Annotated in this window: 24 protein-coding genes, 2 tRNA genes and 1 pseudogene; 8 read left to right on the top strand and 19 right to left on the bottom strand. The window is 62.4% G+C overall.

From position 1 onward, the window contains the following. Positions 1-158: 158 nt before the first annotated feature. Together CO675_RS19695 and CO675_RS19690 are read right to left on the bottom strand one after the other, a co-directional pair. The gene (locus CO675_RS19695; protein ID WP_097673542.1) at positions 159-767 is read right to left on the bottom strand and encodes a response regulator transcription factor; all 609 of its coding nucleotides are present in this window, start codon (positions 765-767) and stop codon (positions 159-161) included. Positions 768-851: 84 nt separating this feature from the next. Continuing rightward, positions 852-1,967, bottom strand: a complete 1,116-nt coding sequence (locus CO675_RS19690; protein ID WP_158231274.1) for a sensor histidine kinase — start codon at positions 1,965-1,967, stop codon at positions 852-854. Between the two features lie 323 nt (positions 1,968-2,290). Between CO675_RS19690 and CO675_RS19685 the strand changes: the two genes are divergently transcribed. Further along, positions 2,291-2,959: a helix-turn-helix domain-containing protein gene (locus CO675_RS19685; protein ID WP_097673540.1), complete on the top strand. Its 669-nt coding sequence runs from the start codon at positions 2,291-2,293 to the stop codon at positions 2,957-2,959. A gap of 8 nt (positions 2,960-2,967) precedes the next feature. Here CO675_RS19685 and CO675_RS19680 read toward each other — a convergent pair whose 3' ends face one another. From CO675_RS19680 to aspD, 5 genes are all read right to left on the bottom strand, one after another. After that, positions 2,968-3,405, bottom strand: coding sequence for a potassium channel family protein (locus tag CO675_RS19680; RefSeq protein WP_097673539.1), 438 nt, complete (start codon positions 3,403-3,405; stop codon positions 2,968-2,970). Continuing rightward, complete coding sequence (locus CO675_RS19675) at positions 3,405-4,484, bottom strand: AI-2E family transporter (protein ID WP_097673538.1); 1,080 nt, start codon at positions 4,482-4,484, stop codon at positions 3,405-3,407. Before CO675_RS19675 ends, CO675_RS19680 begins: the two co-directional genes overlap by 1 nt. A 175-nt stretch (positions 4,485-4,659) precedes the next feature. After that, positions 4,660-4,896 carry a hypothetical protein gene (locus CO675_RS19670; RefSeq protein ID WP_245452828.1) on the bottom strand — a complete coding sequence of 79 codons (237 nt, stop codon included), beginning with the start codon at positions 4,894-4,896 and terminating at the stop codon, positions 4,660-4,662. Positions 4,897-5,125: 229 nt separating this feature from the next. Beyond that, complete coding sequence (locus CO675_RS19665; protein WP_097673536.1) at positions 5,126-5,314, bottom strand: hypothetical protein; 189 nt, start codon at positions 5,312-5,314, stop codon at positions 5,126-5,128. 140 nt (positions 5,315-5,454) lie between these two features. Then, positions 5,455-7,086, bottom strand: a complete 1,632-nt coding sequence (gene aspD / locus CO675_RS19660) for an aspartate 4-decarboxylase (protein WP_097673535.1) — start codon at positions 7,084-7,086, stop codon at positions 5,455-5,457. Between the two features lie 322 nt (positions 7,087-7,408). On the opposite strand from aspD, the gene aspT (CO675_RS19650) reads away from it, so the two are divergent. Beyond that, a complete protein-coding gene (gene aspT / locus CO675_RS19650; protein ID WP_097673534.1) occupies positions 7,409-9,100 on the top strand; it encodes an aspartate-alanine antiporter in 1,692 nt (563 codons plus the stop codon). Positions 9,101-9,115: 15 nt separating this feature from the next. Beyond that, positions 9,116-10,810 (top strand): aspartate-alanine antiporter, encoded by a 1,695-nt coding sequence (gene aspT / locus CO675_RS19645; protein WP_097673533.1) that lies wholly within the window; start codon positions 9,116-9,118, stop codon positions 10,808-10,810. A 202-nt stretch (positions 10,811-11,012) separates the two neighbouring features. Here the strand turns inward: aspT (CO675_RS19645) and CO675_RS19640 are convergent. Beyond that, a pseudogene (locus tag CO675_RS19640) lies at positions 11,013-11,282 on the bottom strand (ribonucleotide-diphosphate reductase subunit beta); the annotation flags it as partial. A gap of 261 nt (positions 11,283-11,543) precedes the next feature. Continuing rightward, the gene (locus CO675_RS19635) at positions 11,544-11,804 is read right to left on the bottom strand and encodes a helix-turn-helix domain-containing protein (protein ID WP_097673532.1); all 261 of its coding nucleotides are present in this window, start codon (positions 11,802-11,804) and stop codon (positions 11,544-11,546) included. A 127-nt stretch (positions 11,805-11,931) separates the two neighbouring features. Between CO675_RS19635 and CO675_RS19630 the strand changes: the two genes are divergently transcribed. Further along, a complete protein-coding gene (locus CO675_RS19630; RefSeq protein WP_097673531.1) occupies positions 11,932-13,011 on the top strand; it encodes a hypothetical protein in 1,080 nt (359 codons plus the stop codon). A gap of 21 nt (positions 13,012-13,032) precedes the next feature. Here CO675_RS19630 and CO675_RS19625 read toward each other — a convergent pair. Then, a tRNA-Asp gene (locus tag CO675_RS19625) sits at positions 13,033-13,109 on the bottom strand. A 308-nt stretch (positions 13,110-13,417) separates the two neighbouring features. On the opposite strand from CO675_RS19625, the gene CO675_RS19620 reads away from it, so the two are divergent. Continuing rightward, positions 13,418-13,741: an HU family DNA-binding protein gene (locus CO675_RS19620; RefSeq protein ID WP_224924859.1), complete on the top strand. Its 324-nt coding sequence runs from the start codon at positions 13,418-13,420 to the stop codon at positions 13,739-13,741. Positions 13,742-13,900: 159 nt separating this feature from the next. After that, positions 13,901-15,172 carry a peptidase T gene (pepT, locus tag CO675_RS19615; protein WP_097673530.1) on the top strand — a complete coding sequence of 424 codons (1,272 nt, stop codon included), beginning with the start codon at positions 13,901-13,903 and terminating at the stop codon, positions 15,170-15,172. A gap of 297 nt (positions 15,173-15,469) precedes the next feature. On the opposite strand, the gene CO675_RS19605 is transcribed toward pepT, so the two are convergent. The 6 genes from CO675_RS19605 to CO675_RS19580 form a co-directional block, all read right to left on the bottom strand. Beyond that, positions 15,470-16,324 (bottom strand): class I SAM-dependent methyltransferase, encoded by an 855-nt coding sequence (locus tag CO675_RS19605; RefSeq protein ID WP_097673529.1) that lies wholly within the window; start codon positions 16,322-16,324, stop codon positions 15,470-15,472. A 34-nt stretch (positions 16,325-16,358) separates the two neighbouring features. Further along, positions 16,359-16,664 carry a YciI family protein gene (locus tag CO675_RS19600; RefSeq protein ID WP_097673528.1) on the bottom strand — a complete coding sequence of 102 codons (306 nt, stop codon included), beginning with the start codon at positions 16,662-16,664 and terminating at the stop codon, positions 16,359-16,361. 20 nt (positions 16,665-16,684) lie between these two features. Then, positions 16,685-16,978: a hypothetical protein gene (locus CO675_RS19595; protein ID WP_097673527.1), complete on the bottom strand. Its 294-nt coding sequence runs from the start codon at positions 16,976-16,978 to the stop codon at positions 16,685-16,687. A gap of 58 nt (positions 16,979-17,036) precedes the next feature. Beyond that, positions 17,037-17,522: a hypothetical protein gene (locus CO675_RS19590; protein ID WP_097673526.1), complete on the bottom strand. Its 486-nt coding sequence runs from the start codon at positions 17,520-17,522 to the stop codon at positions 17,037-17,039. 48 nt (positions 17,523-17,570) lie between these two features. Further along, positions 17,571-17,647 (bottom strand) — tRNA-Val (locus tag CO675_RS19585). Between the two features lie 122 nt (positions 17,648-17,769). Next, complete coding sequence (locus tag CO675_RS19580; protein WP_097673525.1) at positions 17,770-18,174, bottom strand: GFA family protein; 405 nt, start codon at positions 18,172-18,174, stop codon at positions 17,770-17,772. Between the two features lie 203 nt (positions 18,175-18,377). Here CO675_RS19580 and CO675_RS19575 point away from each other — a divergent pair, with 203 nt between their 5' ends. After that, on the top strand, positions 18,378-19,046 hold the full coding sequence (locus CO675_RS19575) for a GntR family transcriptional regulator (protein WP_097673524.1): 669 nt from the start codon (positions 18,378-18,380) through the stop codon (positions 19,044-19,046). Between the two features lies 1 nt (position 19,047). Further along, the gene (locus tag CO675_RS19570; protein WP_097673523.1) at positions 19,048-20,259 is read left to right on the top strand and encodes an MFS transporter; all 1,212 of its coding nucleotides are present in this window, start codon (positions 19,048-19,050) and stop codon (positions 20,257-20,259) included. A gap of 35 nt (positions 20,260-20,294) precedes the next feature. Here CO675_RS19570 and CO675_RS40010 read toward each other — a convergent pair whose 3' ends face one another. From CO675_RS40010 to clpX, 3 genes are all read right to left on the bottom strand, one after another. After that, complete coding sequence (locus CO675_RS40010) at positions 20,295-20,594, bottom strand: hypothetical protein (protein ID WP_143279044.1); 300 nt, start codon at positions 20,592-20,594, stop codon at positions 20,295-20,297. A gap of 202 nt (positions 20,595-20,796) precedes the next feature. Further along, positions 20,797-23,226, bottom strand: a complete 2,430-nt coding sequence (gene lon, locus CO675_RS19565; RefSeq protein ID WP_097673522.1) for an endopeptidase La — start codon at positions 23,224-23,226, stop codon at positions 20,797-20,799. A 320-nt stretch (positions 23,227-23,546) separates the two neighbouring features. Then, complete coding sequence (gene clpX, locus CO675_RS19560) at positions 23,547-24,821, bottom strand: ATP-dependent Clp protease ATP-binding subunit ClpX (RefSeq protein ID WP_024583449.1); 1,275 nt, start codon at positions 24,819-24,821, stop codon at positions 23,547-23,549. Between the last annotated feature and the right edge of the window lie 241 nt (positions 24,822-25,062).

The raw sequence follows: 25,062 nt of genomic DNA, 5'->3' as shown, positions 1-25,062 counted from the left end.
GTCCGCCTTGGACGAAGAAACACTGCAGTCTGAACGGCTCGCGACATCGTCGCGGCCAACACCGCAGATACGCGCCGTCACAAAGCTTTCATATTGTACCATGGGACATGGACGGCAGCAGCCGTTCAAGCGGCTCAGCCCTTGACTTCGCTATCAAGCTAGCGGGCGCCGAGACGTTCGGCGATCGAGACCAGCTCGGCAAGCGACTGCACGCGCATCTTCTCCATGACCTGGTGACGATGCGCCTTGATCGTGCGCTCCGTGGTTCCGAGCTCGTAGGCGATCTGCTTGTTGATCCGACCGCGTACGATCAGATCGAACACCTGCCGCTCGCGCGGTGTCAACCTCGCCAGCAGCGCACGAAGCGAGTCGAGCCTGGTTCGCTGGCTGCGAACCAACTCGTGCCGCGCAACAGCGCGATCGATCGCTTCGATCAGCTGCTCCGATTCGATCGGCTTGGTCAGGAAATCCTCGGCTCCGGCCTTGATTGCCTGCACGGTGGTCGCGGTGTCCGCGTGTCCGGTGAGGAAGACGATCGGAAGCGACGAGTCCAGCTCGTTGAGGCGGATCTGCAGCTCCGGACCACTCATTCCGGGAATGCGTACGTCGAGCAGGATACATCCGGTGTCTTCATCGCTCGGCAATCGATCGAGCAGTTGCCGAGCCGATGCATATGTAGCAACACGGTAGCCGGCGAGCTTGAGCCTGCGCTCGAGCGCTGTGCGGAACGAGTCGTCGTCGTCGACAATATGCACGTAAGCGTGCATTACCCTCTCTCCTGCCCGACCGACGGAAGGTGCAGCGTTGGCTAGATTATCACTGCGTCCTGCCAAAGTAAGAGCCCAAACGAGCTATGCCGCCAGCGGCAACGAGAGGTGAAAAACCGCACCGCCGCCGGACTGGTTCTCGGCCCAGATCTGACCGCTGTGCGCCAGCACGATCGTCCGCGCGATCGACAGGCCGATGCCCATGCCCTGCTCCTTGGTGGTGAAGAACGGATCGAAGATTTCATTCAGCCTGTCCGGGGGAATTCCCGGACCTGAATCGGAGATCGAAATCACGGCCGACGCCGCCCCGTTGACGTCGGTACGACCGATGATCGTGCGTCCATAGGGCATCTTGGCCATCGCATCCATGCTGTTGACCACGAGGTTGAGGATGACCTGCTGCAGCTGAACCGGGTCACCCTGCACCCGCAAGGTCTGCGGCGACGTCTGCAGGTAGATCGCGACGTTGCGCGCCGAGGCCTGCAGCTTGAGGAAATCGAACGCCTCCCGCATGGTCTGATTGAGGTCGATCTCCTTTTTCTCGAATGGCGCACGCTTCAGCAGGCTGCGCATGCGGCGGATCACCTCGCTCGCGCGCTGATCATCGCGCTTGATGTCGGAGATGATTTCCCGCACCTCCTGAAGATCGGGCGTCGGCGAGCCGAGGATCAATTCTGCGCTCTCGGCGTTGGTCAGGATCGAGCCAAGGGGCTGATTGAGCTCATGGGCGATCGAGGACGACAGTTCTCCAGCGGTCGCCTGCCGATTGATGTGGGCAAGCTGGGACAGCTGATTGCGGGCCTCGACCTCGGCCTTCCGCCGCATCTGCCGCTCGTGCAGCAGGAACGCAATCAGCAAGGTCTGGACCAGCACTGCAGCAGTGAGCGCAATCACCCGCCAGCGATACCTCTCCAGGAAGCTCGGCTCACGGGAGCTTTCGCTGCCGTGCGGACTGGCTTCGCTCACGTTCCAGCGCTGCATCTGGTGCCAATTGAACACCGGCTTCACGGCATCGACGGCCGGCGGCGGCAGGCCCTCCGGCACTTCGCCATCCTGGATCCGCAGCGCCCCTTGCGCGGCCTCGGCGCCGATCAAGGACGGGACGATGACGAATCCGCCGATGCGGCCCGGCTCGAGGAATGTCTCCACCGCAGGCACGGCCGGGTGACCCGCCAGCACCAGCATGGGATGTGGACGCATCCCTTGGGCCCGGAGACAAGCCGGCGAGAGCAACGTAGCCAGCAAGATGACCAATCCAGAGAGCCGAATTGCCTTGCCCATAGCGCTCGGAGCCGGAGATCAACGGGGTTAAAATCTAGCACTCCGTCAGCGTCGAGAAAATTGAAATTTCATCCAGCACTTCCGCACCAAATTACGAACAAATCGCCAGCATCTCGCGCACCCTGTCCTTTGGGACAATGACCTCAGGACCAATAGAGACCGGTCGAGCCCTGTCGTAGTCATTGCGTGCGGACAAGCATTTCGAGCCGCGCGGACGCCGCAAGTGCAGAGTGAGTTGGTCCATGTTCGCTCGCGTCAATGTCAGACCGGCCGACGTACCGGGCATCCTCGGCGGGCTGACCGCCCAGCACGTCAATTTCGTCACCAGCGAATTCCACTACAGGAAGGGCGCCGAGATCTACGGCGAGAAAGAGCCCGCGGACTACGTCTACCAGGTCATTTCCGGCGCTGTCCGCAGCTACAAGCTCCTCTCCGACGGACGGCGCCAGATCGGCGCCTTTCATCTCGTCGGGGACATTTTTGGCCTCGAGAATGCCGCAACCCATCGTTTTACCGCCGAGGCCGTCGTCGACACGAATGTGCGCCTGATCAAGCGGATGAGCCTCGAACGGGGGGCGCATTCCGATTCAGCGCTGGCTCGCAACCTGCTGATCATGACGACCAGCAACCTGCAGCACGCCGAAGATCACATGCTGCTGCTCGGCCGCAAGACTGCGCTGGAGCGCGTCGCTGCATTTCTGCTCGAAATGGATCGCCGGCTGACTGGAGTCGGCGTCGTCGCCTTGCCAATGTGCAGGCGTGACATAGCCGACTATCTCGGCTTGACGCTCGAGACCGTATCGCGCGCACTATCCAAGCTGCACGCCTACGGAGCCCTCGACTTCCTCGGCTCGAACCAGCGCGAAATCATGCTGGTTGACCGCGGCAAGCTGGCCCAACTCGACAATTGAGCGCAACATTACGGGGGGAGCGCGAGCGCGGCCTGGCGCTCGATGGTCTTCTGCAGCACCTCGAACAGGACCGCGGTCGACCAGCCGAACATAAGTATGCCGTTCATGGCAGCCATCGGTCCAATCAGGCGCCACTCCTTGACCGGAACGACATCGCCGTAACCGAGCGTGGTGTAGTTCACAAAAGCGAAATAGAGCAGATCGCTGCCGGCGGGTGCTGCACCAGCCGCGTGATAGGCCAGCGACCACACCACGATTTCCAACGTATGAGCCACCATCAGGATCAGCGCAGCCGCCACCATCACGCCGCTGAGCTGCAGCCCGTACCGTCCGCTGGCGCTCAGGGTGACTTTCCGCAGCAGTCCGATCACCCCGACGGTGAACAACGAGTGCAGCACGATATTGATCGCACTGACCGCCGATCCCACCATGAGTTGAAATAGCATCACGGCGGTCCTGCAAGCCGGGCACGATCGTCCCGGATCCATGCCGTGATCAACTCCCACGCGACTGCGAGGATGATCGGCCCGATGAACAGGCCCACGATGCCGTGAGCAAGCGTCCCGCCTATCACGCCGACGAGGATGACAAGCGCCGGCGTCGTCAGGCCGCGCCCCATGACCAGCGGTTTGAGCACATTGTCGAGGAAGCCGACGACCAGGAAGAACAATGTCAAAGCAAGCGCCGTCGTGAAGTCCTTGACCGACCAGAGCCAGATGACGACGGGAAGCAGCACGATCGCCGCCCCGATCTGTACGATCGCAAGCAGCATCACGGCAAATGCCAGCAAGCCGGCGCTCGGAATCCCTGCCAGCTTGAAGCCGACGCCAGCCAGCAATGATTGCAGGACCGCGACGCCGATGACGCCTTGGGAGACCGCCCGGATGGTCGCGCCTGCAAGATCGAGGAAGTGCTCGCTCTGCTCCGGCACGATGCGGGACAGGAAACTCCGGCACCCGGCGGCAAGCTGCCGACCGTGGGGAAACAGGAAGCCCGCAAGCACAACCGAGAGCAGGAATTTCAGCATTCCGACCCCGGCATTGCTCGCAAATGCAAACAAGATCCCGGCCAGCGGCTTCAGATGTGGCACGACTTCGCGCAGCACTACGCTGAGATTGGTCGAGGCACGATCCCAGAGGTCGTAGAGGGGGACGCCGATCAGCGGCCAGGCTTTGACCTCCGGCCACGGCGACGGCACGAGAACATTACCGGCGCTGAGTTGTCCGGCTAGCTCTCTCACCCCCTCCACCGCCCCGATCCCGAGCCACGTTGCCGGTCCGATGACAACGGCCAATGCGACCGAGGTCAGGACCATGGCCGCGAGGCCGGCGCGGCCCCCGAGCATCCCGGTGAGCCAATTGAAGACCGGATAGAGCGCAACCGCGAGCACGGCGCTCCAGGCCAGGATCGGCACGAACGGGCGGACCAGGACGAACGACCAGTAGATCAGCAGCGCCAGCAATCCGAGCCGAATTGCCAGCTGGATGAATTCGTCTCCGGCCACGAGCTGGCGAAGGGTTCTCAAGAGCGTGCTTTCGATTTGGCGTCAGCAGGCACGCGGGAAGCAGTGTCATCGCCGCTCCACGTGCGGCTTGATCCAGATCAAGCGCCGACCGGCGGCGGCTACGGCCGACTACGCGCGACCGCGCTCCCACGGATGGTAGGCCAGCCGTCAGTCGCCAAGCGGGCCTGCGATGACGTCACCGGAGGCCGAGCAGTGAACGCCGGTAGCCACTTTCGCGGGCTTCGTTCCTGCACACGAAGCCGCCATCGAAACCGCGGGCGTAGCGGCTTTGCCCTTTAAGATAATAGCGTCCACGGCGGAAATCGAGCCAGACTACGTTATCGCTGGGACAGTGATGCTGAGCCTGGGCCTCATAACGAAAAGGCGTCAGCGGCAGTGCAGCCACCTGCTGTGCGCAGCAGAACAGAAAGATCGTGGCGCAGGCCGCAACACCGAAGCCTGCCGGGATATCGTCTCGACGTCCGATCGAATCAACCACTTGAGGTGCATCCATCACACCGGGCGTATCCGCGCCGTGCTGAAACGGTGCGCATAGCACCAAAGCCCTCGCCGCCGAAGCACCCGAACAGCGGCATCACGTACCGATTGCGAGGCAAAGCGCCGCAGGTCTTTCGAAAGGCGTGAACTCGCGAAAGGCTCGTTCAGAGTGGCAGCAATCCAAAGGCAAACGCCGCCGTCGACAGCATCCCGCCTGCCATGACCAGCACCTTGAAAGCAAAATCGCCGTCGATGGCCTCAAGCCAATGAGTCCACCAGCCGCGAGCGCGAGCCGACGGGTTTGCGTGCACGATTCGACTAAATATGTCGCGGCCGTTCCCCATGATCGTCATCGTAGATCACGGTCAGGCCGGGTGGCCAGTGCAGCTTGTGCCACACGATCGAAATCAATTGCGACAACCTGGCTAACCCAATCGGGCTATCGCAGCCGACCGACTCCGCGACACGCCCGGAGCGACTTGGTTACGCGCGGTCAGCGCCTCGCCGCTGCGCCCTTCCCGGTCGCCGCTTCGTACGCATCGCGATAGCCCCTGGCAATGGTCCGGACGCCGCGTCCGATGTCGTCGTAGACATCGTCAGGGAGGTTCGCGAGCGAAACACGCAGCGACCATTCCGGTGCATCGAAGCCACCTCCGTTCAACAGCACGATGCCGTGGGCCTCGGCCAGCCTGAACGCCAGGTCCAGCGGGTGGACATTCTTCTTCAGGTGCTCGACGGCATCGTCGCCGATGTTCTTCCGGGCCCAGAACTCGAAATCGATCAGGGCATAGTAGGCATCATAGTTCGGATTCGGCGTCAGCTTGTCGGCGAGCCCGAGCCCATCGAGCAGCGACCACAGGCGCTTGTTGACGATCTCCATGCAGGCCGCCTGATAGGCCTTCTTCACGTCCATCATCTCGGCGAGCGAGAACAGGCTCATCATCACCTGCTGCGGCAACGACAGTCCTGCGGTGTGATTGAGCGCCACGTCGCGGCTGTCGGCGACGATGCGGTCGATCAGCTTGAGCTTGCGCGGCTCAAGCGTCAGCGGCCCGTAGCGCTTGTCCAGCGCCTTCACGGCCTCGTCCGGGAGCCTGGCGATCATCTTGTCGAAGATGTTGTCTTCGTGGATGGCGATGGCCCCGAGCCGCCATCCCGTGCAGCCGAAATACTTCGAATAAGAGTAGACGCCGATGGTGTTGTGCGGCAGCTCGCCGAGCAGTGAACGGAAGTTGTGAACGAAAGTTCCGTAGACGTCGTCGGTGAGGATCATCAGGTCGGGGCGCTTGGTCTTGACCAGATTGGCCAACTTGGCAACCGTCTCCTTGCTCAACGCCATCCCCGGGGGATTGGACGGATTGACGACGAAGAAGGCCTTGACCTTCGGATCCTCCAGCTTCTTGACTTCTTCGTCGGTGAACTGGAATTTGTTCTCCTGCGGAGCCCTGATCTGAACGACCTTCAGATCGTAGTCTTCCAGGTGCGTCATCTCGATGTAGGGCGTAAAGATCGGCGTCGCCAGCGCAATCGTATCACCAGGCACCAGCAGCCGATTGGCTTTCAGCGACTTGAAGAGGTAGCACATCGCCGCCGTGCCGCCCTCGACCGCATAGATGTCGAACTTTCCGGCTGGCCGCGGCTCGCCGCAGACGGCCCACATCAGATATTCGTGCACGATCTTTTCGTTGTGCACCAACATGCGGTCTGGCACCGGATAATTGTCGCCGATGATCGAATCGACCAGTTCATGGACGAAGGCGTCGGGATCGAAGCCGAATTTCTTCACCGCAAAGGGCAGCATCTCGGTCAGGAAGCTCGCGCCGGGCATCTCCTTGTGCTGTTTGAGCCAGGCCTCGAAACGCCCGGCAATGCCCTTTGCCTGAGCCATGCCGCCGATGCCCGCTGGATGCTCCATCACCCGCTTGCTTTCGGTGATGGCGAACTGTCCCAGTAGGAAGAAGCCTTCACGCGGCGTCGTGGCCACCCAGTTGGGATTGCCCCGCCCGGCGTTCAGGAAGGGCATCTGGCTCCGCTTCGAATTGCTCTTCGCGAGGTTGATCAGCTCGTCCTTGATCTCGAAGGGGCTCAACGCCTCAAATTTCTTTAAGGTCAGAAGATCGGCCATTTGACACTCCCGGGGCGATGCAAGCTGTTGGATGGAGGCGGACGGGCTGTTCGCCTGCGCGATCGCGGTCAGCATGATCGGCCGCCGGTGACCTAGCTTGATCTATGTCAACGGTCCTGTGCAGGCGATGCAGCTGCAGCGGCCGCGTCACGATGCAATGTGCGAACCGCGCGTGGGCTGAGGCAAGACGATGAAGCAGCGAAGGCTCTCGCAGTTGCGCTTGACATAGATCAACGTCCTTCTCACCAGCCGCCGCCTGATGTCGATCAATACGGTCGCCTCGCCCTCCTTAGGCCCCGGGACAGCATGAACGGGTGACATCATGATCGATTGGCTCTTCCAGACGCTCCGCACCTATCCCGAAATCGCGATCTTCCTCTCGCTGGCCCTCGGCTACTATTTCGGATCCTTTACCTACAAGGGTCTCGGTCTCGGCGCGGTCACAGCGACGTTGGTTGCCGCGGTCATCATCGGCCAGATCGGCATCACCATTTCAGGTCCGCTCAAGCCGTTTTTCTTTCTGATGTTCCTGTTCGCGATCGGTTACGGTGTCGGACCGCAGTTCGTGCGCGGCATCGCGCAGGACGGCGTTCCGCAGGCGATCTTCGCGGCAGTGGTCTGTGTCTTCTGTTTGCTTGCTGCGTATATCGGCGGGAAGCTTGCCGGCTACGACGTAGGATCGACCGTCGGGCTCTATGCCGGCTCGCAGACGATCTCCGCGTCGATGGGGCTCGCGACCGACGCGGTCAATCGCCTTGGCCTGCCCGCCGACGAAGCCAAGAAGCTGCTCGATGCGATGCCGGTCGCCTATGCCGTGACATATATTTTCGGCACGGTTGGGTCGGCAATCGTGCTCGCACTGCTCGGGCCTGCGCTGCTCGGCATCGATCTCGAGACCGCATGCAAGAAATATGAAGAGGAGCATGGCGGCAAGAAGGAGCTGGGCGGCCCGGGGACCGCGTGGCACCAATTCGATTTGCGCGCTTACCGCGTTCGCGAGCGCGGTCCCGTCGTCGGCAAGACGGTCCAACAGGCTGAGGCACTGATGCCCGATCATCGCGTCTTCGTCCTCCGGCTGCGGCAAGGCGGCACGATCGTGGAGGCAACGTCCGACGCCGTGATCCATGCTGGCGATGTCGTCGCCGTCGCCGGCCGCCGCGACGTGCTCGTGCAACTGATCGGCGAGCAGGCGGAGGAAGTCGACGATCGCGAGCTGCTGGCGGTGCCGATCGAGGGCGTCGACGTCTACGTGACCAGCAAGGACGTCGATGGCAAGACGCTGGAGGAACTGGCGAAAGAGCCGGGCGCGCGCGGCGTCTTCCTGCGCAGGATCGCCCGGGGCGCGATCGCGACCGAGATCCCGATCCTGCCGAACACGAAGATCAATCGGGGCGACATCGTTACCCTGGTGGGCCGCACGTCCGATGTCGCGGCCACCACAAAGATGCTGGGCCGGCCGGATCGCGCGACCGACATTGCCGACGTCGCGTTCATCGGGGCAGCCATTGCGATCGGCGCCCTTCTCGGCGCCTTCGTCTACAAGATCGGTAGCGTGCCCCTCACCCTATCCACCTCCGGCGGCGCGCTGATCTCCGGCCTGTTTTTCGGCTGGCTCCGATCGGTGCACCCGACTTTCGGCCGCATCCCGTCACCCACCGTGTGGTTCATGAACTCGGTCGGCCTGAACGTCTTCATTGCCGTGGTCGGCATCTCCTCGGGACCGGGATTTGTCGCCGGATTGCAGAAGCTCGGTTTCAGCCTGTTCCTCTGGGGCGTCGTCGTAACCACCGTGCCGCTGATCCTCGCGATGTTTGTCGGCAAATACCTGTTCCGCTTCCACGACGCGATCCTGCTTGGATGCTGCTCCGGCGCGCGTACGACCACGGCATCGCTCGGCATGATCAACGACCGCGCGAAAAGCCAGATACCCGGACTCGGCTATACCGTCACCTACGCGGTCGGAAACACGCTGCTGACGATCTGGGGCATGGTGCTGGTGATGATGATGACTTAGCCGCGGCGAGCGACGATGTTGGCCTGGCTGCAACAGTTCCTCGTCCGTTATCCGGAGCTTGCGCTGTTCCTGGTGATCGCGGCGGGCTACTGGATCGGAAGCTTCAGGATCGGCGCCTTCAGCCTTGGCCCGGTGACTGGCGCGCTCTTCGCCGGCCTCGCGGTCGGTGATTTCGCGCATGTGCCCGTCTCCAGCATGACCAAATCGTTCCTGTTCCTGCTGTTCCTGTTCGGGGTGGGCTACTCGGTCGGTCCGCAATTCGTGCTGGCGATGAAGCGCGACGGGCTGAAGCCGATGCTGATGGCCGTTATCGTGAGCTTCACCGGTCTTGCGGCGGCGATCGTCGTAGCACGCGTGCTGCGGCTCGACCCCGGCTTTGCGGCCGGACTACTGTCTGGTGCGCTTAGCCAGAGCGCTGCGATGGGAACGGCGACAGATGCAGTCAATTCGCTACCCGTGTCCGACGCTCAGCGTGCGTTGTTCGTCTCGCACATCGCGGTGGCCGACGCGGTCTGCTACATCTTCGGCTATGCCGGCGTAATCACGTTCTGCACGATCGTCGTTCCGGCGCTGCTGAAGATCGATCTGAAGACCGAGGCGCTCAAGCTGGAGCAGGCCCTGGGTATCACGCGCGCCAGACCCGACCTGGCGTCCGCCTGGCGCAAATTCGAAATGCGTGCCTACCAGCTGGATGATCGTGCGGCGATCGTCGGATTGACGGTTGCGGCCGCCGAGGCGCGGGCGCCCGGACAGCGCGTGTTCATCCACCGCATTCGCCGCGGCGAGCGCATCCTCGAGGCGGAGCCTGGAACCATGCTCGCGGCCGGCGACGTTGTCGCGCTGTCCGCTCCGCGCCAAATCGTCGTGGAGCTGATCGACCAGCGCGGCGAGGAGATGGAGGACCGGGAGCTGCTCGATATCCCGCTGGTCTCGGCCGACGTGTTCCTGCTCAACCCGAAGCTCGCGGGCAGCAGTCTCCAGCAGGCGTCGGAGCAGAGCTGGGCACGTGGTCTCTATCTGCGCTCGGTGAGTCGGGGTGGCGAGGCGCTTCCCATTGCCGCCAGCGTCGTCCTGCAGCGCGGCGATCTGCTTCGCATCGTGGGTCCTGAACCGGTGGTGAAGAATGCGGCCAAGAGCATCGGCGTCATCGTCGCGCCGAGCACCGGCATCGATTTCGTCGTGCTGGGGCTCGCGATTTTCCTCGGCGGCCTCGTCGGCGTTCTCGTGAGCTTTTCCGTTGGCGGCATCACGATTTCGCTGAGCACCAGCGTCGGCACCCTGCTCGCCGGACTTCTGGTCGGCTATCTCCGCACCCGTCTGCCGTATTTCGGCAGGATCCCCGACGGCGCCGTCAACTTGATGACGTCACTCGGGCTGGCGGCCTTTGTCGGCCTGACCGGGATTCATGCCGGCCCGATCTTCCTGTCCGCCATACGCGAGTCGGGCATCGGCCTGCTCCTTGGCGGCATGATCGTAACCCTGTTGCCGCAGATCGTCGGTTTCTGCTTCGGCCATTTCATGTTGCGCATGAATCCGATCCTGTTGCTCGGCGCATTGACCGGAGCGCAGACGGTCACGGCTGCGATGGCCGCCATACAGGAGCGCTCCGGCAGCTCCGTGGTGGTGCTCGGCTACACGCCCGCTTATCCGATCTCGAACATTCTGCTAACCACTTGGGGATCGGTCATAGTGGTCGTCTTCGCCGGTTGAGCCCTGAGAGAGAGGCCAGCCCTCCAGCCTTGATTGCCTAGATGTCCGGTTTACTCGCTCAAATGTCCGAATCTACCACGCGCACATGGCCGACCTATGCCGATGAGTGTGCACGCGCTATCCCTCTCAAGGGTGCACAAACGAAGGAGGATTTATCACGCTCAACCGAGCCGCGAACCGAACATAGATTCCGCGGCATCGATCACTCCCAGCTCAGCGCGCCGCCGTTCTGGTATTCAATCACGCGGGTCTCGAAGAAGTTCTTCTCCTTCTTCAGATCCATCGCCTCCGACATCCAGGGAAACGGATTCTCCGCCTCCGCGAACACCGGCGTTAGTCCGACCTGGGCACAGCGGCGATTGGCGATGAAGTGCATGTACTGCTCGCACAGCGCCGCATTCAGCCCTAGGAACCCGCGCGGCATCGTATCGCGGCCGTAGGCGGCCTCGAGCTCGGCCGCCTCGCGGATCATCAGGCTTCGCAGTCGGGATTGTCGATCGAGCAGGCAATCGCGATATGACGACTTCGATATCTGAACCGGCAATACGCCGTCGAACATTGCTCCCATCATCCTCCGGCGCACCGGAGAGCCGCGGTGTCGGTCGTGCTATTTGGGGACCTGCAACCAACTCAAATTGCTAGTTGAGGCATCGACTTGGGGGGTTAGATCGGTCGGCCGAAGGCGGTAGAACTGAATTCGAGGCGTTGGAGAGAATGTCAGTTAATCGTTTCGCTAAGAGGGGCTCCGACTCTGACGCTTCTTTTTCTTAAGTCTCACCCCAGCCCCTCCTCCATTCTCCGGGATGAACTCAATGCCGGCTTTTTCGAGGGCTCCGACCAAGGCCGCGGCCGTCTCTGGCCTACCCCCTACAGGCCCGTCAGACGATTCAAGGCGAGCAATTGTCGGCTCAGATATTCCCGAGGCCCGAGCCAAGTCCCCCTGCGACCAGGCCAATAGCACGCGCGCGGCCTTAAGTTGACGAATCGAGATCATTTCGTCCCCATTGATAGAATTTCTATTGAATTCTGATTTCGGATGCAGTGGGCACGCATCAGCCCCCGCCAGAACAACGCTGGCGCGCTATCCAAGTGGCAGCGTCGGTCACGCCTATCAGCGCGCGATGGAGCTGCGGAAGGCCGAGCGGTTGGCGAAGGGTGTGGTCTGGACCAAGAGGCAGGAACAGCGCGACAGCTGGCCGCGTGCATGGAAGTGGCTCGGCCCTCGTTTCGGCGACTGCGACCCCAAAACGATTCAGCCTGAACACTTCCTCCGCATCGATCCCGTCACCGGCAACGCGACGGGACTCGTCCCCGAGATCGAGAGCAAGGTTTCCATCACCGAGCGCCACATGGTGATCAAGGTCTGGCGCGCGTTGTGGAGTCGCATGCAGGCGATGCACGGCTACTGCGACGGCCTCACCGACCCCGGCAAGGCATTCGCCAATTCCGCGCCAGATCCACGACAGGAAATCTGGGTCCGCCGTGAGGTATTGACGCTGGTGCGAGTGGCTTGGCGGAACAACTTCTACGGCCTCGCCGCCTGCATGGCGGTGGCGTGGGACTCGATGCTGTCGCCGATTGATGCGCGGACCCTCGCCGCCGGACAGGCAGACCGTGATGGCGTCGGCCTATTCTTCCGTCTCGATCGAGCCAAGACAGGCAGGGCTGCCGCGGCAACCCTCTCGCAATGGTCCACCGCGATCCTGGTTGCCTATCTCGATCAGCTCGGCGTCGACCTACTCGACGCGACGCCCCTATTCTGGACGCGCGGAGGCCGCCCGGTGAGCCGCAAGGGTAAGACCGGCCAGTGGGGCGGCGATCACGGTGGTGGCCGCCACATCGCGCCCCGTCCCTACACCAAGGATCGACTTGAGAAGGATTTCGCCAAGGTGCGCGCGCTGGCATTTGGGAAGGACGAATGGCGCCAGCTCGGCGATATGCGCCGCTCCGGAGCGGTAGAAGGCGATGCCGGCGGCGGCTCAATCACCGATCAATCGAACAAGATGGCGAACACCGTCTCCGCGTCGAATCGGCTCCGTAAGACCTATAACCCGGTCAATTTCGCCAGTGTCCGGCGCTTCGATGAAGCACGCGCGATCGGAGCCGAGCGACTGGAACAAAGGGCGGCCGAAAGTGTCATGACGGCGCCCCTTATGACACTCTTGGAACTTCAGCGAAAACGTCGCGAAGGTGGCAAGTGATTGATTTTGCGCTTTAATTGATGGCGCGAGAGACGGGACTCGAACCCGCGGCCTCCGCCGTGACAGGGCGGCGCTCTAACCAACTGAGCTACTCCCGCGGATGCCGATCATCGGATTGATCCGCGCAGGACCGAGGGCATAAAGGCCCGCATCCCGATAGTCAAGCGCGTTGCGGAGCCCTGCACAGCGCGGGCATTTTCGCGTTGTGGGCGCGCGTTGTCGCCTGTTTTCAGGGAAAACGGCGTAGTCAGCAAAGCCCCGAATCAAATAAGGCCTGATACGTCTCGGTTTCCTGTGGCCGGGCCCGGCGCTGCCCGTTCCCAGAACCGGCGGTTTCAGGACCTTTCCGGACGCATTTTCCCGAACGCGAACGGCGCACCATTCGCGTGAAAGCAGCAATCCGGCCATTCAGCAACGAGGAGGGCCACACATGGCGAAGAAAGCAGCGACCCCGGCGACGATCACGCTGAAGCACCTGGCGGCGGCCATCGCCGAAGAGCAGGAGCTGTCCAAGAAGCAGGCCGAGGCGATCCTGACCGACATGGTCACCCGGATCACCAAGCACCTCAAGAAGGGCGAGCGGATTCGCATCGTCGGCCTCGGCATCCTCCAGGTTCGCAAGCGTGCCGCCCGCATGGGCCGCAACCCGGCAACCGGCGAACAGATCCACATCAAGGCGAGCAAGAAGGTTGCCTTCCGCGCCGCCAAGGAGCTCAAGGAAGCCGTCTAGGGTCCTTAACTTGCTTGATACCAAGCGCCATTCCGGCTCGCGACGCGGTCCCGGAATGGCGCTTTTCTGTTGTAGAGTTGTCTCTCGATGCGCTTTGCTTAGCGCGAAGCACCTTCGCCTGATCGTCTTATTCCTGTTCTCCATCCCTGCGCGGTCTTCATGCTGGCACCGGCTCTCGACTTCAAGCACACCGTCACCGAGCGCTTCCTGCGCTATGTCGTGATCGACACCCAGTCCGACCCGGATTCACCGACCTGCCCCTCCACCGAGAAGCAGAAGAATCTCGGCCGCCTGCTGGTCGCCGAGTTGCAGGCGATGGGCATATCGGACGCGCATCTCGATCCGCACGGATACGTCTATGCGACGATCCCGGCGAATACCGACAAGACGGTGCCGGTGATCTGCTTCTGCTCGCACATGGACACTTCACCTGATTGCACCGGCAAGAACGTCGAGCCGCAGGTCGTGAAGAATTATCGCGGCGGCGACATCGTGCTCCCGGCCGATGCCTCGCAGGTGATCCGCGCGACCGAGCACGAAGCGCTGGCCAACCAGATCGGCAACGACATCGTCACGACCGACGGCACCACCCTGCTCGGCGCCGACAACAAGGCCGGCCTCGCCGAGATCATGGACGCCGCACATTTCCTGGTCACCAACCCGCAGGTGAAGCACGGCACCATCAAGATCCTGTTCACGCCGGACGAGGAGATCGGCCGCGGCGTCGACAAGGTCGACATCAAGAAGCTCGGCGCCGATTTCGGCTACACCATGGACGGCGAGACCGCGGGCCATATCGAGGACGAGACCTTCTCGGCCGATGGCGCCAGCATCATCATCGAAGGCGTCGCGACCCATCCGGGCTTCGCCAAGGGCAAGATGGAACACGCGATCAAGATCGCGGCCGCCATCGTCGATCGCCTGCCCAAGGATACCTGCTCGCCCGAAACCACCGAAGGCAAGGAAGGCTTTCTGCATCCGGTCGCGATCTCGGGCGCGCTGGAGAATGCGCGGATCGACTTCATCGTGCGCGATTTCACCGAAGCCGGTCTGAAGCAGAAGGAAGCGCTGCTCGAGAAGATCGTGCAGGACGTCATGAAGGGATATCCGCGTTCGACCTACCGGATGGAGGTCAAGCAGCAATATCGCAACATGAAAGAGGTGATCGATCGCCACCCCCAGATCGTTGCCTATGCGATCGAGGCGATCGAGCGCGCCGGGCTGACGCCGGTGAAGACCTCGATCCGCGGCGGCACCGACGGCTCACGGCTTTCGTTCATGGGACTGCCCTGCCCGAACATCTTCGCCGGCGAGCACGCCTTTCATTCGCGGCTCGAATGGGTGAGCCGGCAGGATATGGAGAAGGCCGTACAAACCATCGTCCACCTGGCGATGATCTGGGAGCAGAAAGCCGGCGTTGGTCCTGCTTAGGTAAGATGGAGAATGCGATCATGATGCGAAGCGCTTGCGCGACGAACCGAGAAATCCGCGGCTCCCGGTCCGCCGCGATCGCGCTATTGGCAGCATTAGCCGTCACAGCCCTTGCAGGGAATGCGCAGGCCAACTCGGGCACGGCAGAACAACGAAGAGCCTGTCGAGCCGACGCCATGAAGCTCTGCCGTGAGTTCGTTCCGAACGTCAGGAAAATCACCGCATGCATGGAGCGGAACAAGCGCCATCTCAGCCCGGCGTGCCGCGCCCAATTCAAATAGCTGCCGGCTGGCTTCGCTACGACGCCCGCGCCGCCACGATCCAGATCGCACCAGGCAGCGGCACGGAATCGCCTTTGACGAAGGGCGCCAACGCCTCGCGGATCGAGTTGACGGCGGCGGAACGAACCTCATCCGGGTGCCCTTCCAGCGCGCGGCTGGCGGGCCCGATCTCGAGTGCGCTCTGGACCGCGGTGTCGATTCCGCGCCCGATCGCGATATCGAGCTCGACCTTGCACGGCTCCATGGCAATGCTGGAAAAGCCGGCTTCGCCGAGGATCCGCTTCACCCGGGCTTCGGAAGCAAACGAAAACGGACCGGGGTCTTCAGGGCCGAGCTGCGGCAGCTTCGGCACGTGCTTGTAGACCGCCTGCAGCGGCGCCAGGAAGAACGGATTCTCACGCGGCTCCTGCCAGCACGCGAAAGCGAGCCGTCCGCTCTTCCGCATCGCTCCGTGCAAATTGGTGAACGACGCCACCGGATCGGCAAAGAACATCACGCCGAAGCGCGAGGCCAGCAGATCAAAGCTCTCGCCGGCGAACGGATAGACGGTCGCGTCCGCAAGCGTGAACTCGACCGGCAATCCCTGGGGCGCGCTCTGTCGCGCCCGCGTCAGCATCGGCTCCGAGACGTCGACGCCAAGCACGCGGCCATCGGGCGCGACCTTTGCGGCAAGCGCGAAGCTCGAGGCGCCGCTGCCGCAGCCGACATCGACGATGCGCTCACCGGCCTTCGGCGCGGCGCGATCGATCAGGAGGTCGAGCACCGGCTGCAGCACGATATCCTGCGCGGCCTGCCTGGACGCCCAACGCTGACCGCCCGGCCCGTTCCAATATGCAATCTGATCGGCGTTCTGCGGATGGCCTGCGTTCATGCGATCCAACCTTGTTGAGAAGCTTCCACAGATTCTAGCAAGTCTCGCGCGTCGCCGCGCGCAGCATCGGCATCACCTGATAGGTGAATCCGGCATTGGCCTTGACGACGGGATCGTTGGCGACGATCTCCTGCGGATCGGCATCGTCAGGTAGTTGCAGCACGCCCAGTCCCCAGACGCCGGCGGGATCGGCCACCGGCCCGAAGATCAGCGCCTTGCCGGCTTGCAGCAATTCTCCGCAATAGGCGACGTGCGCCTGCATGATTGCGGCTTCCTGCGGCGTCATGTCCTGCGGAAAGGTCGGGCGCGGTCCGGCCAATTTGCAGACGTAATGCTTCATCGACCTGGTCCGCGCTCTGATTATTTGGCGGCAGCGCTCGTCGGCTTGGCCTGCTTCGGCGCAGGCGTCTTGGCGGCATTGCCCTTCGGGGCAGCCTGTCCGTCATTGCTGCGCGCAATGCCCCACGGGTCGGTCGGCTTCTGGTCCGGCACGCCGCTGAGCGCGCGCTGGTAGGCGCGCTGCTGCCGCGCCTCGTTGGCCACATCCGCCGGCGATTTCTCGATCTCTTCGCGATAGCGCTGAACATGGTCCTGCTGCGCCCATGCCGGTCCGGCAATCATGGCGAGAAGAAAAATCGCGGCGAGTTTGCGCATGCATCAAGTTCCCGGTTAGACGCAGAGAATAGCATCGCAGCAGCGTCGGCGCCAATCGTCACGACATCGAGCTGCGGCAGTTGTAGAGCCAGGGGCTGGGCTTCCCAAGCCTCAGGCCGTTCCTTACGCCCACCTTTCCTTCGGTTGTGACGGAATTGAAGTACCGCATGCGGAATCCGCCTTTGGTCTGAGGATCGTCCTCCTTTAGCAGCACGATCCAGAACGTCTTTTGATTGAATTTCTCGAACTTCGGATCAGCGTTGCGGATGGTGATCTTCAGCATTGAAGGCGACGTCATCTCTGCGCCGTCAACAAAGGTCGCATAAATCGATCTCATACCGAAGTCGAGCTCGCGCCTCGCAAGCCCGTCGGCATCCTCGGAGTAGATCGTACGAAAGTGGTCTACCGACGCTGGCTGCCTGCAGTCGTCCGCCCAGACGCCTGTCAGGCCAAAGCGTTTCAGAACATCCCAGGCCGATTCAGCTGCAGACGCGGAACACGTTGTCGCAAGAAAGAATATCAACGCCGCTACGGATTGGGTCATGCCGTTCAGGAGCCGCGATTGATCCGCCAGAACCACATCGTCGAAGGCTGGTAGGCGGCGAGAGATTCGAACTCCCGACCCTCTCGGTGTAAACGAGATGCTCTAACCAGCTGAGCTAGCCGCCCTTACCTGCGCGCCTCTTTAGCCTCGCCCGCCCCTCGGGCGCAAGGTCGCGAGGGCCGCAAGGCCTCAATCCGTAGGCTTCAAGGCTTGGGCTTCAAGCCCTTGGGCTTCAAGCCTTGGGCATTCAATCCTTGGGCCGCGCCGGCAATCCCTTGAGATCATTGATCCAGGGTGCGGCGGAGCGGCACCAGACCTGGCGTCGCGGGGTCAATTCGCCGCGCTGGCGAATGCTGCCCCAGCGGATCCCCCAATCGTCGGGACCGCCATCCTCGCCGCTGGTGAACAAGGGGGAACCGCAATCGCCACAAAAGTGCTGGAAGCGGATCCGGCCGTTATCACCCCGCTTATCGTAGACCTTCGGAGCCCCTCCGGTCAGCCGGACCTGCTCGGCGGCGCAGATCACCGTGACACGATAGGGCGAGCCGGTCAGCACCTGGCAGTCCGTGCAATGGCAGATGGAGACCCGTTCGGGATCGATCTCCGCCTGATAGGTCACGGCCCCGCAATGACATTGCCCGTCGATCTGCATCTGCGTTCTCCCAAGTCAACCATCGCGCAACAAGGCGGTCGCCAAGAGGTCGTTCCCGGGGATGCGGCCCGCAAGGCATCCGGCACACGGTCGGGCTGCGCGCTGGGACAATGCTGGTATCCCAAATCGGGATTGTTTGGGATACAAATTCGGGATACGTCGACAAAATTCCGAAACTCCGCTCCCGGACCCGCAGGCCCGCCATGTCGCAGATGCTCCAGATTCACGACCAGCTCCGGGAGATGATCCTCTCGCTCGACCTCGGCCCCGGCGAGCGGCTGACGGAGCGCTGGCTCGAGAGCCGGTTCGAGGGATCGCGCACGCCGATCCGCGCCGCGTTGGTGCGGCTCGAAGGCGAAGAGCTGGTCCGCCGTGACGGCCGCAACTGGATCGTCGCGCCGATCGACCTCGGTGAACTCGAAGCGCTGGCGGAGTTCAGGATTCCGTTGGAGACGACGGCGGTCCGCCTCGCCTGCGCGCGGGCGAGCGCGGCCGACATCGCCGGCGTCGAGGAGATGCTGGACGCCTGTCAGTCCGGCGCGCCGCGCGAGGAGTGGCACCGGGTCGGCACCGATTTCCATGTCGAGATCGCACGCCTCTCCGGCAACCCCTTCATCGTCAAGGCAATCGCCGGCGCCATGACCCGGCTGTCGCGGGCGCGCTGGCTCGAAGTGTGGACCGAACCTTCGCGCGAGCAGGCCTGGCGCGAGCACCGGCGCATTCTCGGCTTCATTAAGGCCAACGATCCGGATTCCGCCGCGCGCGAAGCCGCCGACCACATCACCGACACCCGCGATCGCCTGCTGCGTTCGCTGAACGAAGACCGTCGTGGCCTGCGGGCGCGCGGCTTCGCCGTGATCGGGCTGCGCTGACATGAACATGGAGATTGATCGCGAAGCGGCCCTCGACGCCGGCCCCTGGAAGCGCAACCTCATCGTCTGCGTGTTCGGTTCCTTCACGACCATCGTGGGGATGACGCTGCTGCTGCCGTTCCTTCCGCTCTACGTCGAGCAACTCGGCGTGACCGACCATGCCGCCATCGTGCAATGGTCGGGCGTAGCCTACGGCGCGACCTTCTTCAGCGCGGCGCTGACGGCGCCGTTGTGGGGACGGCTTGCTGATCGTTATGGCCGCAAGCTGATGCTGATCCGCGCCAGCCTCGGCATGGCGGTCGCCATGTCGCTGATCGGCATGGCGCACAACGTCTATGAACTGGTCGGCTTGCGGCTGTTGACCGGCCTGCTCGGCGGCTACGCCTCGGGCTCGACCGTGCTGATCGCGTCGCAGACGCCAAAGGCGCGGTCGGGCTGGGCGATCGGCGTGCTGTCGGCCGGCATCATGGCCGGCAGCCTGGTAGGTCCCTTGATCGGCGGCGTGCTGCCGGGCCTGATCAGCATCCGCGCGACCTTCTTCCTGATCGGCGGCGTCATCTTCATCACCTTCCTCGGCACCACTTTCCTGATCCGCGAGGAGGCGCGCCCGAGGTCGGTCAAAGGCGGCAAATCGCGTGGCGGCTGGTCGCTGGTTCCGGACAAGCGTCCTGTCATCGCGATGTGGGGCACCGGCTTGCTGCTGATGATCGCCAATATGTCGATCGAGCCGATCATCACGGTCTATGTCGCGCAGCTCGTCGAGACGCCGCAGGTGACATTCATCGCCGGCCTCGTGATGTCGGCAGCGGCGTTCGGCAGCCTGCTGTCGTCGTCGCATCTCGGGAAGCTCGCCGATCGCGTCGGCCACTGGCGGATCATCACCATTTGCCTGGCGGCCTCGGCGCTGCTGCTGATCCCGCAGGCCTTCGTGGTCAGCGGCTGGCAGCTGATCCTACTCCGCTTCCTGATGGGGCTCGCGCTCGGCGGCCTGTTGCCCTGCATCGCAAGCGTGATCCGGCACAACGTGCCTGACACGGTCACCGGCAGCATGCTGGGCTATTCGATCTCGGCGCAATATGCCGGCCAGGTGATCGGCCCGCTCGCCGGCGGATTCATCGGCGGCCATATCGGCATGCGCGCGGTGTTCCTCGGCACCAGCGTGCTGATGGCACTCGGAGCGATCGGCAACTTCGTCATCGAGAAGAGGGAGTAGAGTCGGATCGATGAGTTCATGCCATGGAGGCAACATCATCTGAGCATAATGGAATCCGGACCTCGAACTTCAAACCACTCAGTAACACCCAACGCCTGAGACAGAACGTTCGAAACCGTAGCTTTGTTCAGTTTTATCTCAGCCGGCATTACCGCATTTAGCCCTTTTACGCCGCTACTCCAGGTCAAGTCTTTCCACACTCCGACCCCGTACGGGCCACATCTCAAGTGAGTAAAGACAAAAACTTCCCAGGCTCCGCCTGCCAATCGATAACAACCTTCAACAAAACTCATGTCTTCGGTCATGATCAGATCGAAGGTGATTTCCGCTTTCATATTGGGAGCGCCGTCTCACGGCGCGTCAGTTCTGGATTCGCGGCAGACGAGGTCCAAGCCCCGTAGCTCGACCGTCAACGATGTATCATCGATTTCAGTGCTCGACCACGTCGTTGGGCGACGCTTGCACTTCGCTCAAAAACGCTCTGAAACAAAAACGGCGCCCGAAGGCGCCGTCTTCTTATGTCGATCGGAGCTCGCTTCAGTGCGCCGTCAGGCCGCCGGAAGCTTCGTCCGAAGCGTCGGGCTTGACGTCGACCTTGCTGGTCTCCTCTTCCCAGACGATCGGTGCGGGCACGCGGACCAGCGCCTTGGCGACGACCTCATCCAGCCGCGAGACCGGAATGATCTCCATGCCGCCCTTGATCGCATCGGAAATCTCCGTGAGATCCTTGGCGTTGTCCTCCGGGATCAGCACCGTCTTGATGCCACCGCGCGCGGCAGCCAGCAGCTTCTCCTTCAGACCGCCGATCGGCAGCACGCGACCACGCAGCGTGATCTCGCCGGTCATCGCGACATCGTGGCGGACCGGAATGCCGGTCATGACCGAGATGATCGCGGTGGCCATCGCCACGCCGGCGGACGGACCGTCCTTCGGCGTTGCGCCCTCCGGCACGTGAACGTGGATGTCGCGGCGGTCGAACATCGGCGGCTCGATGCCGTAGACGATCGCGCGCGAGCGGACATAGGACGCCGCCGCCGAGATCGACTCCTTCATCACGTCGCGCAGATTGCCCGTGACCGTCATCTTGCCCTTGCCGGGCATCATGACGCCTTCAATGGTCAACAGCTCGCCGCCGACATCGGTCCAGGCCAGACCCGTGACGATACCGACCTGATCCTCGTCGTCGATCTCGCCGAAGCGATACTTCGGAACGCCGAGGAACTCTTCGATGTTCGCTTCGGTGACCTTCACCGACTTCTTCTTGGAGATCATCAGCTCCTTCACCGCCTTGCGGGCCAGTGTGGAGAGCTCACGCTCCAGGTTACGCACGCCCGCTTCGCGGGTGTAGCGGCGGATCATCAAGAGCAAGGCCGCGTCGTCGATCGACCATTCCTTGGAGTCCAGACCGTGCTTGGAGAGCGCGCTCGGGATCAGATGCTTGCGCGCGATCTCGACCTTCTCGTTCTCGGTGTAGCCGGCGATCCGGATGATCTCCATGCGGTCCATCAGCGGTCCCGGAATATTCAGCGTATTCGCGGTCGTGATGAACATCACGTTGGACAGGTCGTAATCAACCTCCAGGTAATGGTCGTTGAAGGTCGAGTTCTGCTCGGGGTCCAGGACCTCAAGCAGCGCCGACGACGGATCGCCACGGAAATCGGCGCCCATCTTGTCGATCTCGTCGAGCAGGAACAGCGGGTTCGAGGTCTTCGCCTTCCGCATCGACTGGATGATCTTGCCGGGCATCGAGCCGATATAGGTGCGGCGGTGACCGCGGATCTCGGCCTCGTCACGCACGCCGCCGAGCGACACGCGCACGAACTCGCGGCCGGTCGCCTTCGCGATCGACTTGCCGAGCGAGGTCTTGCCGACGCCGGGAGGCCCGACCAGGCACAGGATCGGTCCGGTCAGCTTGTTGGCGCGCGACTGCACCGCGAGATACTCGACGATACGGTCCTTGACCTTCTCGAGCCCGTAGTGATCGGAGTCCAGCACCGCCTGCGCGGCCTCGAGGTCCTTCTTGACCTTGGACTTCTTGCCCCACGGAATCGACAGCAGCCAATCCAGATAGTTGCGCACGACGGTCGCTTCTGCAGACATCGGCGACATCTGGCGCAGCTTCTTCAGCTCGTGCTGGGCCTTCTCGCGCGCTTCCTTGGAGAGCTTGGTCTTGGAGATCTTCTCCTCCAGATCGGCCAGCTCGTCGCGACCTTCGTCGTCACCGAGCTCCTTCTGGATCGCCTTCATCTGCTCGTTCAGGTAATACTCGCGCTGGGTCTTCTCCATCTGGCGCTTGACGCGCGAGCGGATGCGCTTCTCGACCTGCAACACCGAGATCTCGCTCTCCATCAGGCCGAGCACCTTCTCCAGGCGCTGGGTGACGGACAACGTCTCCAGGATCGCTTGTCGATCGGCAATCTTGACCGCGAGATGCGAGGCAACGGTGTCGCCGAGCTTGGCGAAATCAGTGATCGCCTGAACCACGCCGACGACTTCGGCGGAGATCTTCTTGTTCAGCTTCACATAGCTTTCGAAGTCGGACACGACCGAACGCGCCAAGGCCTCGGCTTCAACCGAGTTGGCGTCAGTGTCGGCGAGCGCGACCGCGGTCGCCTCGTAGTACTCGCTGCGGTCGGAATATTTCTCGACACGCGCGCGCTCGAGGCCCTCGACCAGCACCTTCACGGTGCCGTCGGGCAGTTTCAGGAGCTGCAGCACGCTCGCGAGCGTACCGGTCTCGTAAATTGAATCGGGAGCCGGATCATCATCGGACGCGTTCTTCTGCGTCGCGAGCATGATCAGCGCGTCGTTCTTCATCACCTCTTCGAGCGCGCGGATCGATTTCTCGCGACCGACGAAGAGAGGCACGATCATGTGCGGGAAGACGACGATGTCGCGGAGCGGCAGCACCGGATAGGAGTGGCTTTCGCCGTGGACGATCGTTGGCCGGGGTTTTGAGGTCGTCATGGCCTTATCCTTTTGTTTTGCCCCCTTGCACGCAGTCCGCCTGCTTGCGCAACCGCCACAAGGTGCCTTGGTGATCCGGAATTAGATTGCCGTCAGCAGCCACATATTCCGCATCGTAAAGCGACGAATCTCAACACATGAGATCCCTCACCGATAGCATTAGGTGGCTATCAGGCGGGGGGGTGTCAAGTCTGAGAAGTGCCGGGAAATATAGGCTAAACAGGCATTTACTGCGACGCGAAACTGGCCGCTGCTGCTGCGCCACAACGGCCGCCGGATCACCGGCAGCCGCGTCAATTGCGCCAACAGAAAGTTGCGCCTTAGGCGCTCGCGCTGCTCTCGACGGCGCGATCGGAACGATCCGCGTAGATGTAGAGCGGACGCGCCGTGCCTTCGACGACCTCGCGCGAGATCACGACTTCCTCGACGCCTTCGAGGCCCGGGAGGTCGAACATGGTCTCGAGCAGGATGCTCTCCAGGATCGACCGCAGGCCGCGCGCACCGGTCTTGCGCTCGATCGCCTTGCGGGCAACCGCGCCAAGCGCCTCGTCGGCGAAGGTGAGCTCGATGTTCTCCATCTCGAACAGCCGCTGGTACTGTTTCACCAGCGCGTTCTTCGGATCGGTCAGGATCTTCTTCAGCGAGGCCTCGTCGAGGTCTTCCAGCGTCGCCACGACGGGCAGACGGCCGACGAATTCCGGGATCAGGCCGTACTTCAGCAGATCTTCCGGCTCGACGTGACGGAAGATCTCGCCGGTACGGCGATCCTCCGGCGCCAGCACCTGCGCCGCGAAACCGATCGAAGTCGAACGGCCGCGCGCGGAGATGATCTTCTCGAGGCCCGAGAACGCACCGCCGCAGATGAACAGGATATTGGTGGTATCCACCTGCAGGAACTCCTGCTGCGGATGCTTGCGGCCGCCCTGCGGCGGGACCGAGGCCACCGTACCTTCCATGATCTTCAGCAGCGCCTGCTGGACGCCCTCGCCCGACACATCGCGGGTAATCGAGGGATTGTCCGACTTGCGGCTGATCTTGTCGATTTCGTCGATATAGACGATGCCACGCTGCGCGCGCTCGACGTTGTAGTCGGCGGCCTGCAGCAGCTTCAGGATGATGTTCTCGACGTCCTCGCCGACATAGCCGGCCTCGGTCAGCGTCGTCGCGTCAGCCATGGTAAACGGAACGTCGAGGATGCGGGCCAGCGTCTGCGCGAGCAGCGTCTTGCCCGAACCGGTCGGACCGATCAGCAGGATGTTCGACTTCGCCAGCTCGACGTCGTTGTGCTTGGTCTGATGGTTAAGCCGCTTGTAGTGATTGTGGACGGCGACCGATAGCACCTTCTTGGCATGGCTCTGACCGATCACATAGTCGTCCAGCACCTTGCAGATTTCCTTCGGTGTCGGGATGCCGTCGCGCGACTTCACCAGCGAGGACTTGTTCTCCTCGCGAATGATGTCCATGCAGAGTTCGACACACTCGTCACAAATGAAGACAGTCGGTCCGGCAATCAGCTTGCGAACTTCATGCTGGCTCTTGCCGCAGAACGAGCAATATAGCGTGTTCTTGGCGTCGCTCGTGCCGACCTTACTCATTCATTATCTCCGTCCGCCGTTCGACCTCGTTTGCCAGATCGACCCAATCCGGCACAAAACCGGAGTATTAGGTAGATAGAGCAAATTCCGTACCAAAAAAGACCCTACGCAATACTGACCGTGTGGATCACGGTTTATTCGAATCTCCGCGATCATAGCCGATGCATTACAGCCAACCATGCTGGCACCCGACTATCAAGAATTCGCTAATCGGGGGGCAGGCTCAAGACCGTGACAATAC

Source organism: Bradyrhizobium sp. C9 (assembly GCF_002532045.1).
Lineage (GTDB): Bacteria > Pseudomonadota > Alphaproteobacteria > Rhizobiales > Xanthobacteraceae > Bradyrhizobium.
Note: the sequence above shows the minus strand (reverse complement) of the source record. Positions and strands in the feature narration are given on the sequence as shown.

Excerpts from the sequence above, each read along its gene's own strand:
- CO675_RS19695 (WP_097673542.1), bottom strand. The coding sequence starts at position 767 with ATGCACGCTTACGTGCATATTGTCGACGACGACGACTCGTTCCGCACA.
- CO675_RS19690 (WP_158231274.1), bottom strand. The coding sequence starts at position 1,967 with ATGCGTCCACATCCCATGCTGGTGCTGGCGGGTCACCCGGCCGTGCCT.
- CO675_RS19685 (WP_097673540.1), top strand. The coding sequence starts at position 2,291 with ATGTTCGCTCGCGTCAATGTCAGACCGGCCGACGTACCGGGCATCCTC.
- CO675_RS19680 (WP_097673539.1), bottom strand. The coding sequence starts at position 3,405 with ATGCTATTTCAACTCATGGTGGGATCGGCGGTCAGTGCGATCAATATC.
- CO675_RS19665 (WP_097673536.1), bottom strand. The coding sequence starts at position 5,314 with ATGACGATCATGGGGAACGGCCGCGACATATTTAGTCGAATCGTGCAC.
- aspD (WP_097673535.1), bottom strand. The coding sequence starts at position 7,086 with ATGGCCGATCTTCTGACCTTAAAGAAATTTGAGGCGTTGAGCCCCTTC.
- aspT (WP_097673534.1), top strand. The coding sequence starts at position 7,409 with ATGATCGATTGGCTCTTCCAGACGCTCCGCACCTATCCCGAAATCGCG.
- aspT (WP_097673533.1), top strand. The coding sequence starts at position 9,116 with ATGTTGGCCTGGCTGCAACAGTTCCTCGTCCGTTATCCGGAGCTTGCG.
- CO675_RS19635 (WP_097673532.1), bottom strand. The coding sequence starts at position 11,804 with ATGATCTCGATTCGTCAACTTAAGGCCGCGCGCGTGCTATTGGCCTGG.
- CO675_RS19630 (WP_097673531.1), top strand. The coding sequence starts at position 11,932 with ATGGAGCTGCGGAAGGCCGAGCGGTTGGCGAAGGGTGTGGTCTGGACC.
- pepT (WP_097673530.1), top strand. The coding sequence starts at position 13,901 with ATGCTGGCACCGGCTCTCGACTTCAAGCACACCGTCACCGAGCGCTTC.
- CO675_RS19605 (WP_097673529.1), bottom strand. The coding sequence starts at position 16,324 with ATGAACGCAGGCCATCCGCAGAACGCCGATCAGATTGCATATTGGAAC.
- CO675_RS19600 (WP_097673528.1), bottom strand. The coding sequence starts at position 16,664 with ATGAAGCATTACGTCTGCAAATTGGCCGGACCGCGCCCGACCTTTCCG.
- CO675_RS19595 (WP_097673527.1), bottom strand. The coding sequence starts at position 16,978 with ATGCGCAAACTCGCCGCGATTTTTCTTCTCGCCATGATTGCCGGACCG.
- CO675_RS19590 (WP_097673526.1), bottom strand. The coding sequence starts at position 17,522 with ATGACCCAATCCGTAGCGGCGTTGATATTCTTTCTTGCGACAACGTGT.
- CO675_RS19580 (WP_097673525.1), bottom strand. The coding sequence starts at position 18,174 with ATGCAGATCGACGGGCAATGTCATTGCGGGGCCGTGACCTATCAGGCG.
- CO675_RS19575 (WP_097673524.1), top strand. The coding sequence starts at position 18,378 with ATGTCGCAGATGCTCCAGATTCACGACCAGCTCCGGGAGATGATCCTC.
- CO675_RS19570 (WP_097673523.1), top strand. The coding sequence starts at position 19,048 with ATGAACATGGAGATTGATCGCGAAGCGGCCCTCGACGCCGGCCCCTGG.
- CO675_RS40010 (WP_143279044.1), bottom strand. The coding sequence starts at position 20,594 with ATGAAAGCGGAAATCACCTTCGATCTGATCATGACCGAAGACATGAGT.
- lon (WP_097673522.1), bottom strand. The coding sequence starts at position 23,226 with ATGACGACCTCAAAACCCCGGCCAACGATCGTCCACGGCGAAAGCCAC.
- clpX (WP_024583449.1), bottom strand. The coding sequence starts at position 24,821 with ATGAGTAAGGTCGGCACGAGCGACGCCAAGAACACGCTATATTGCTCG.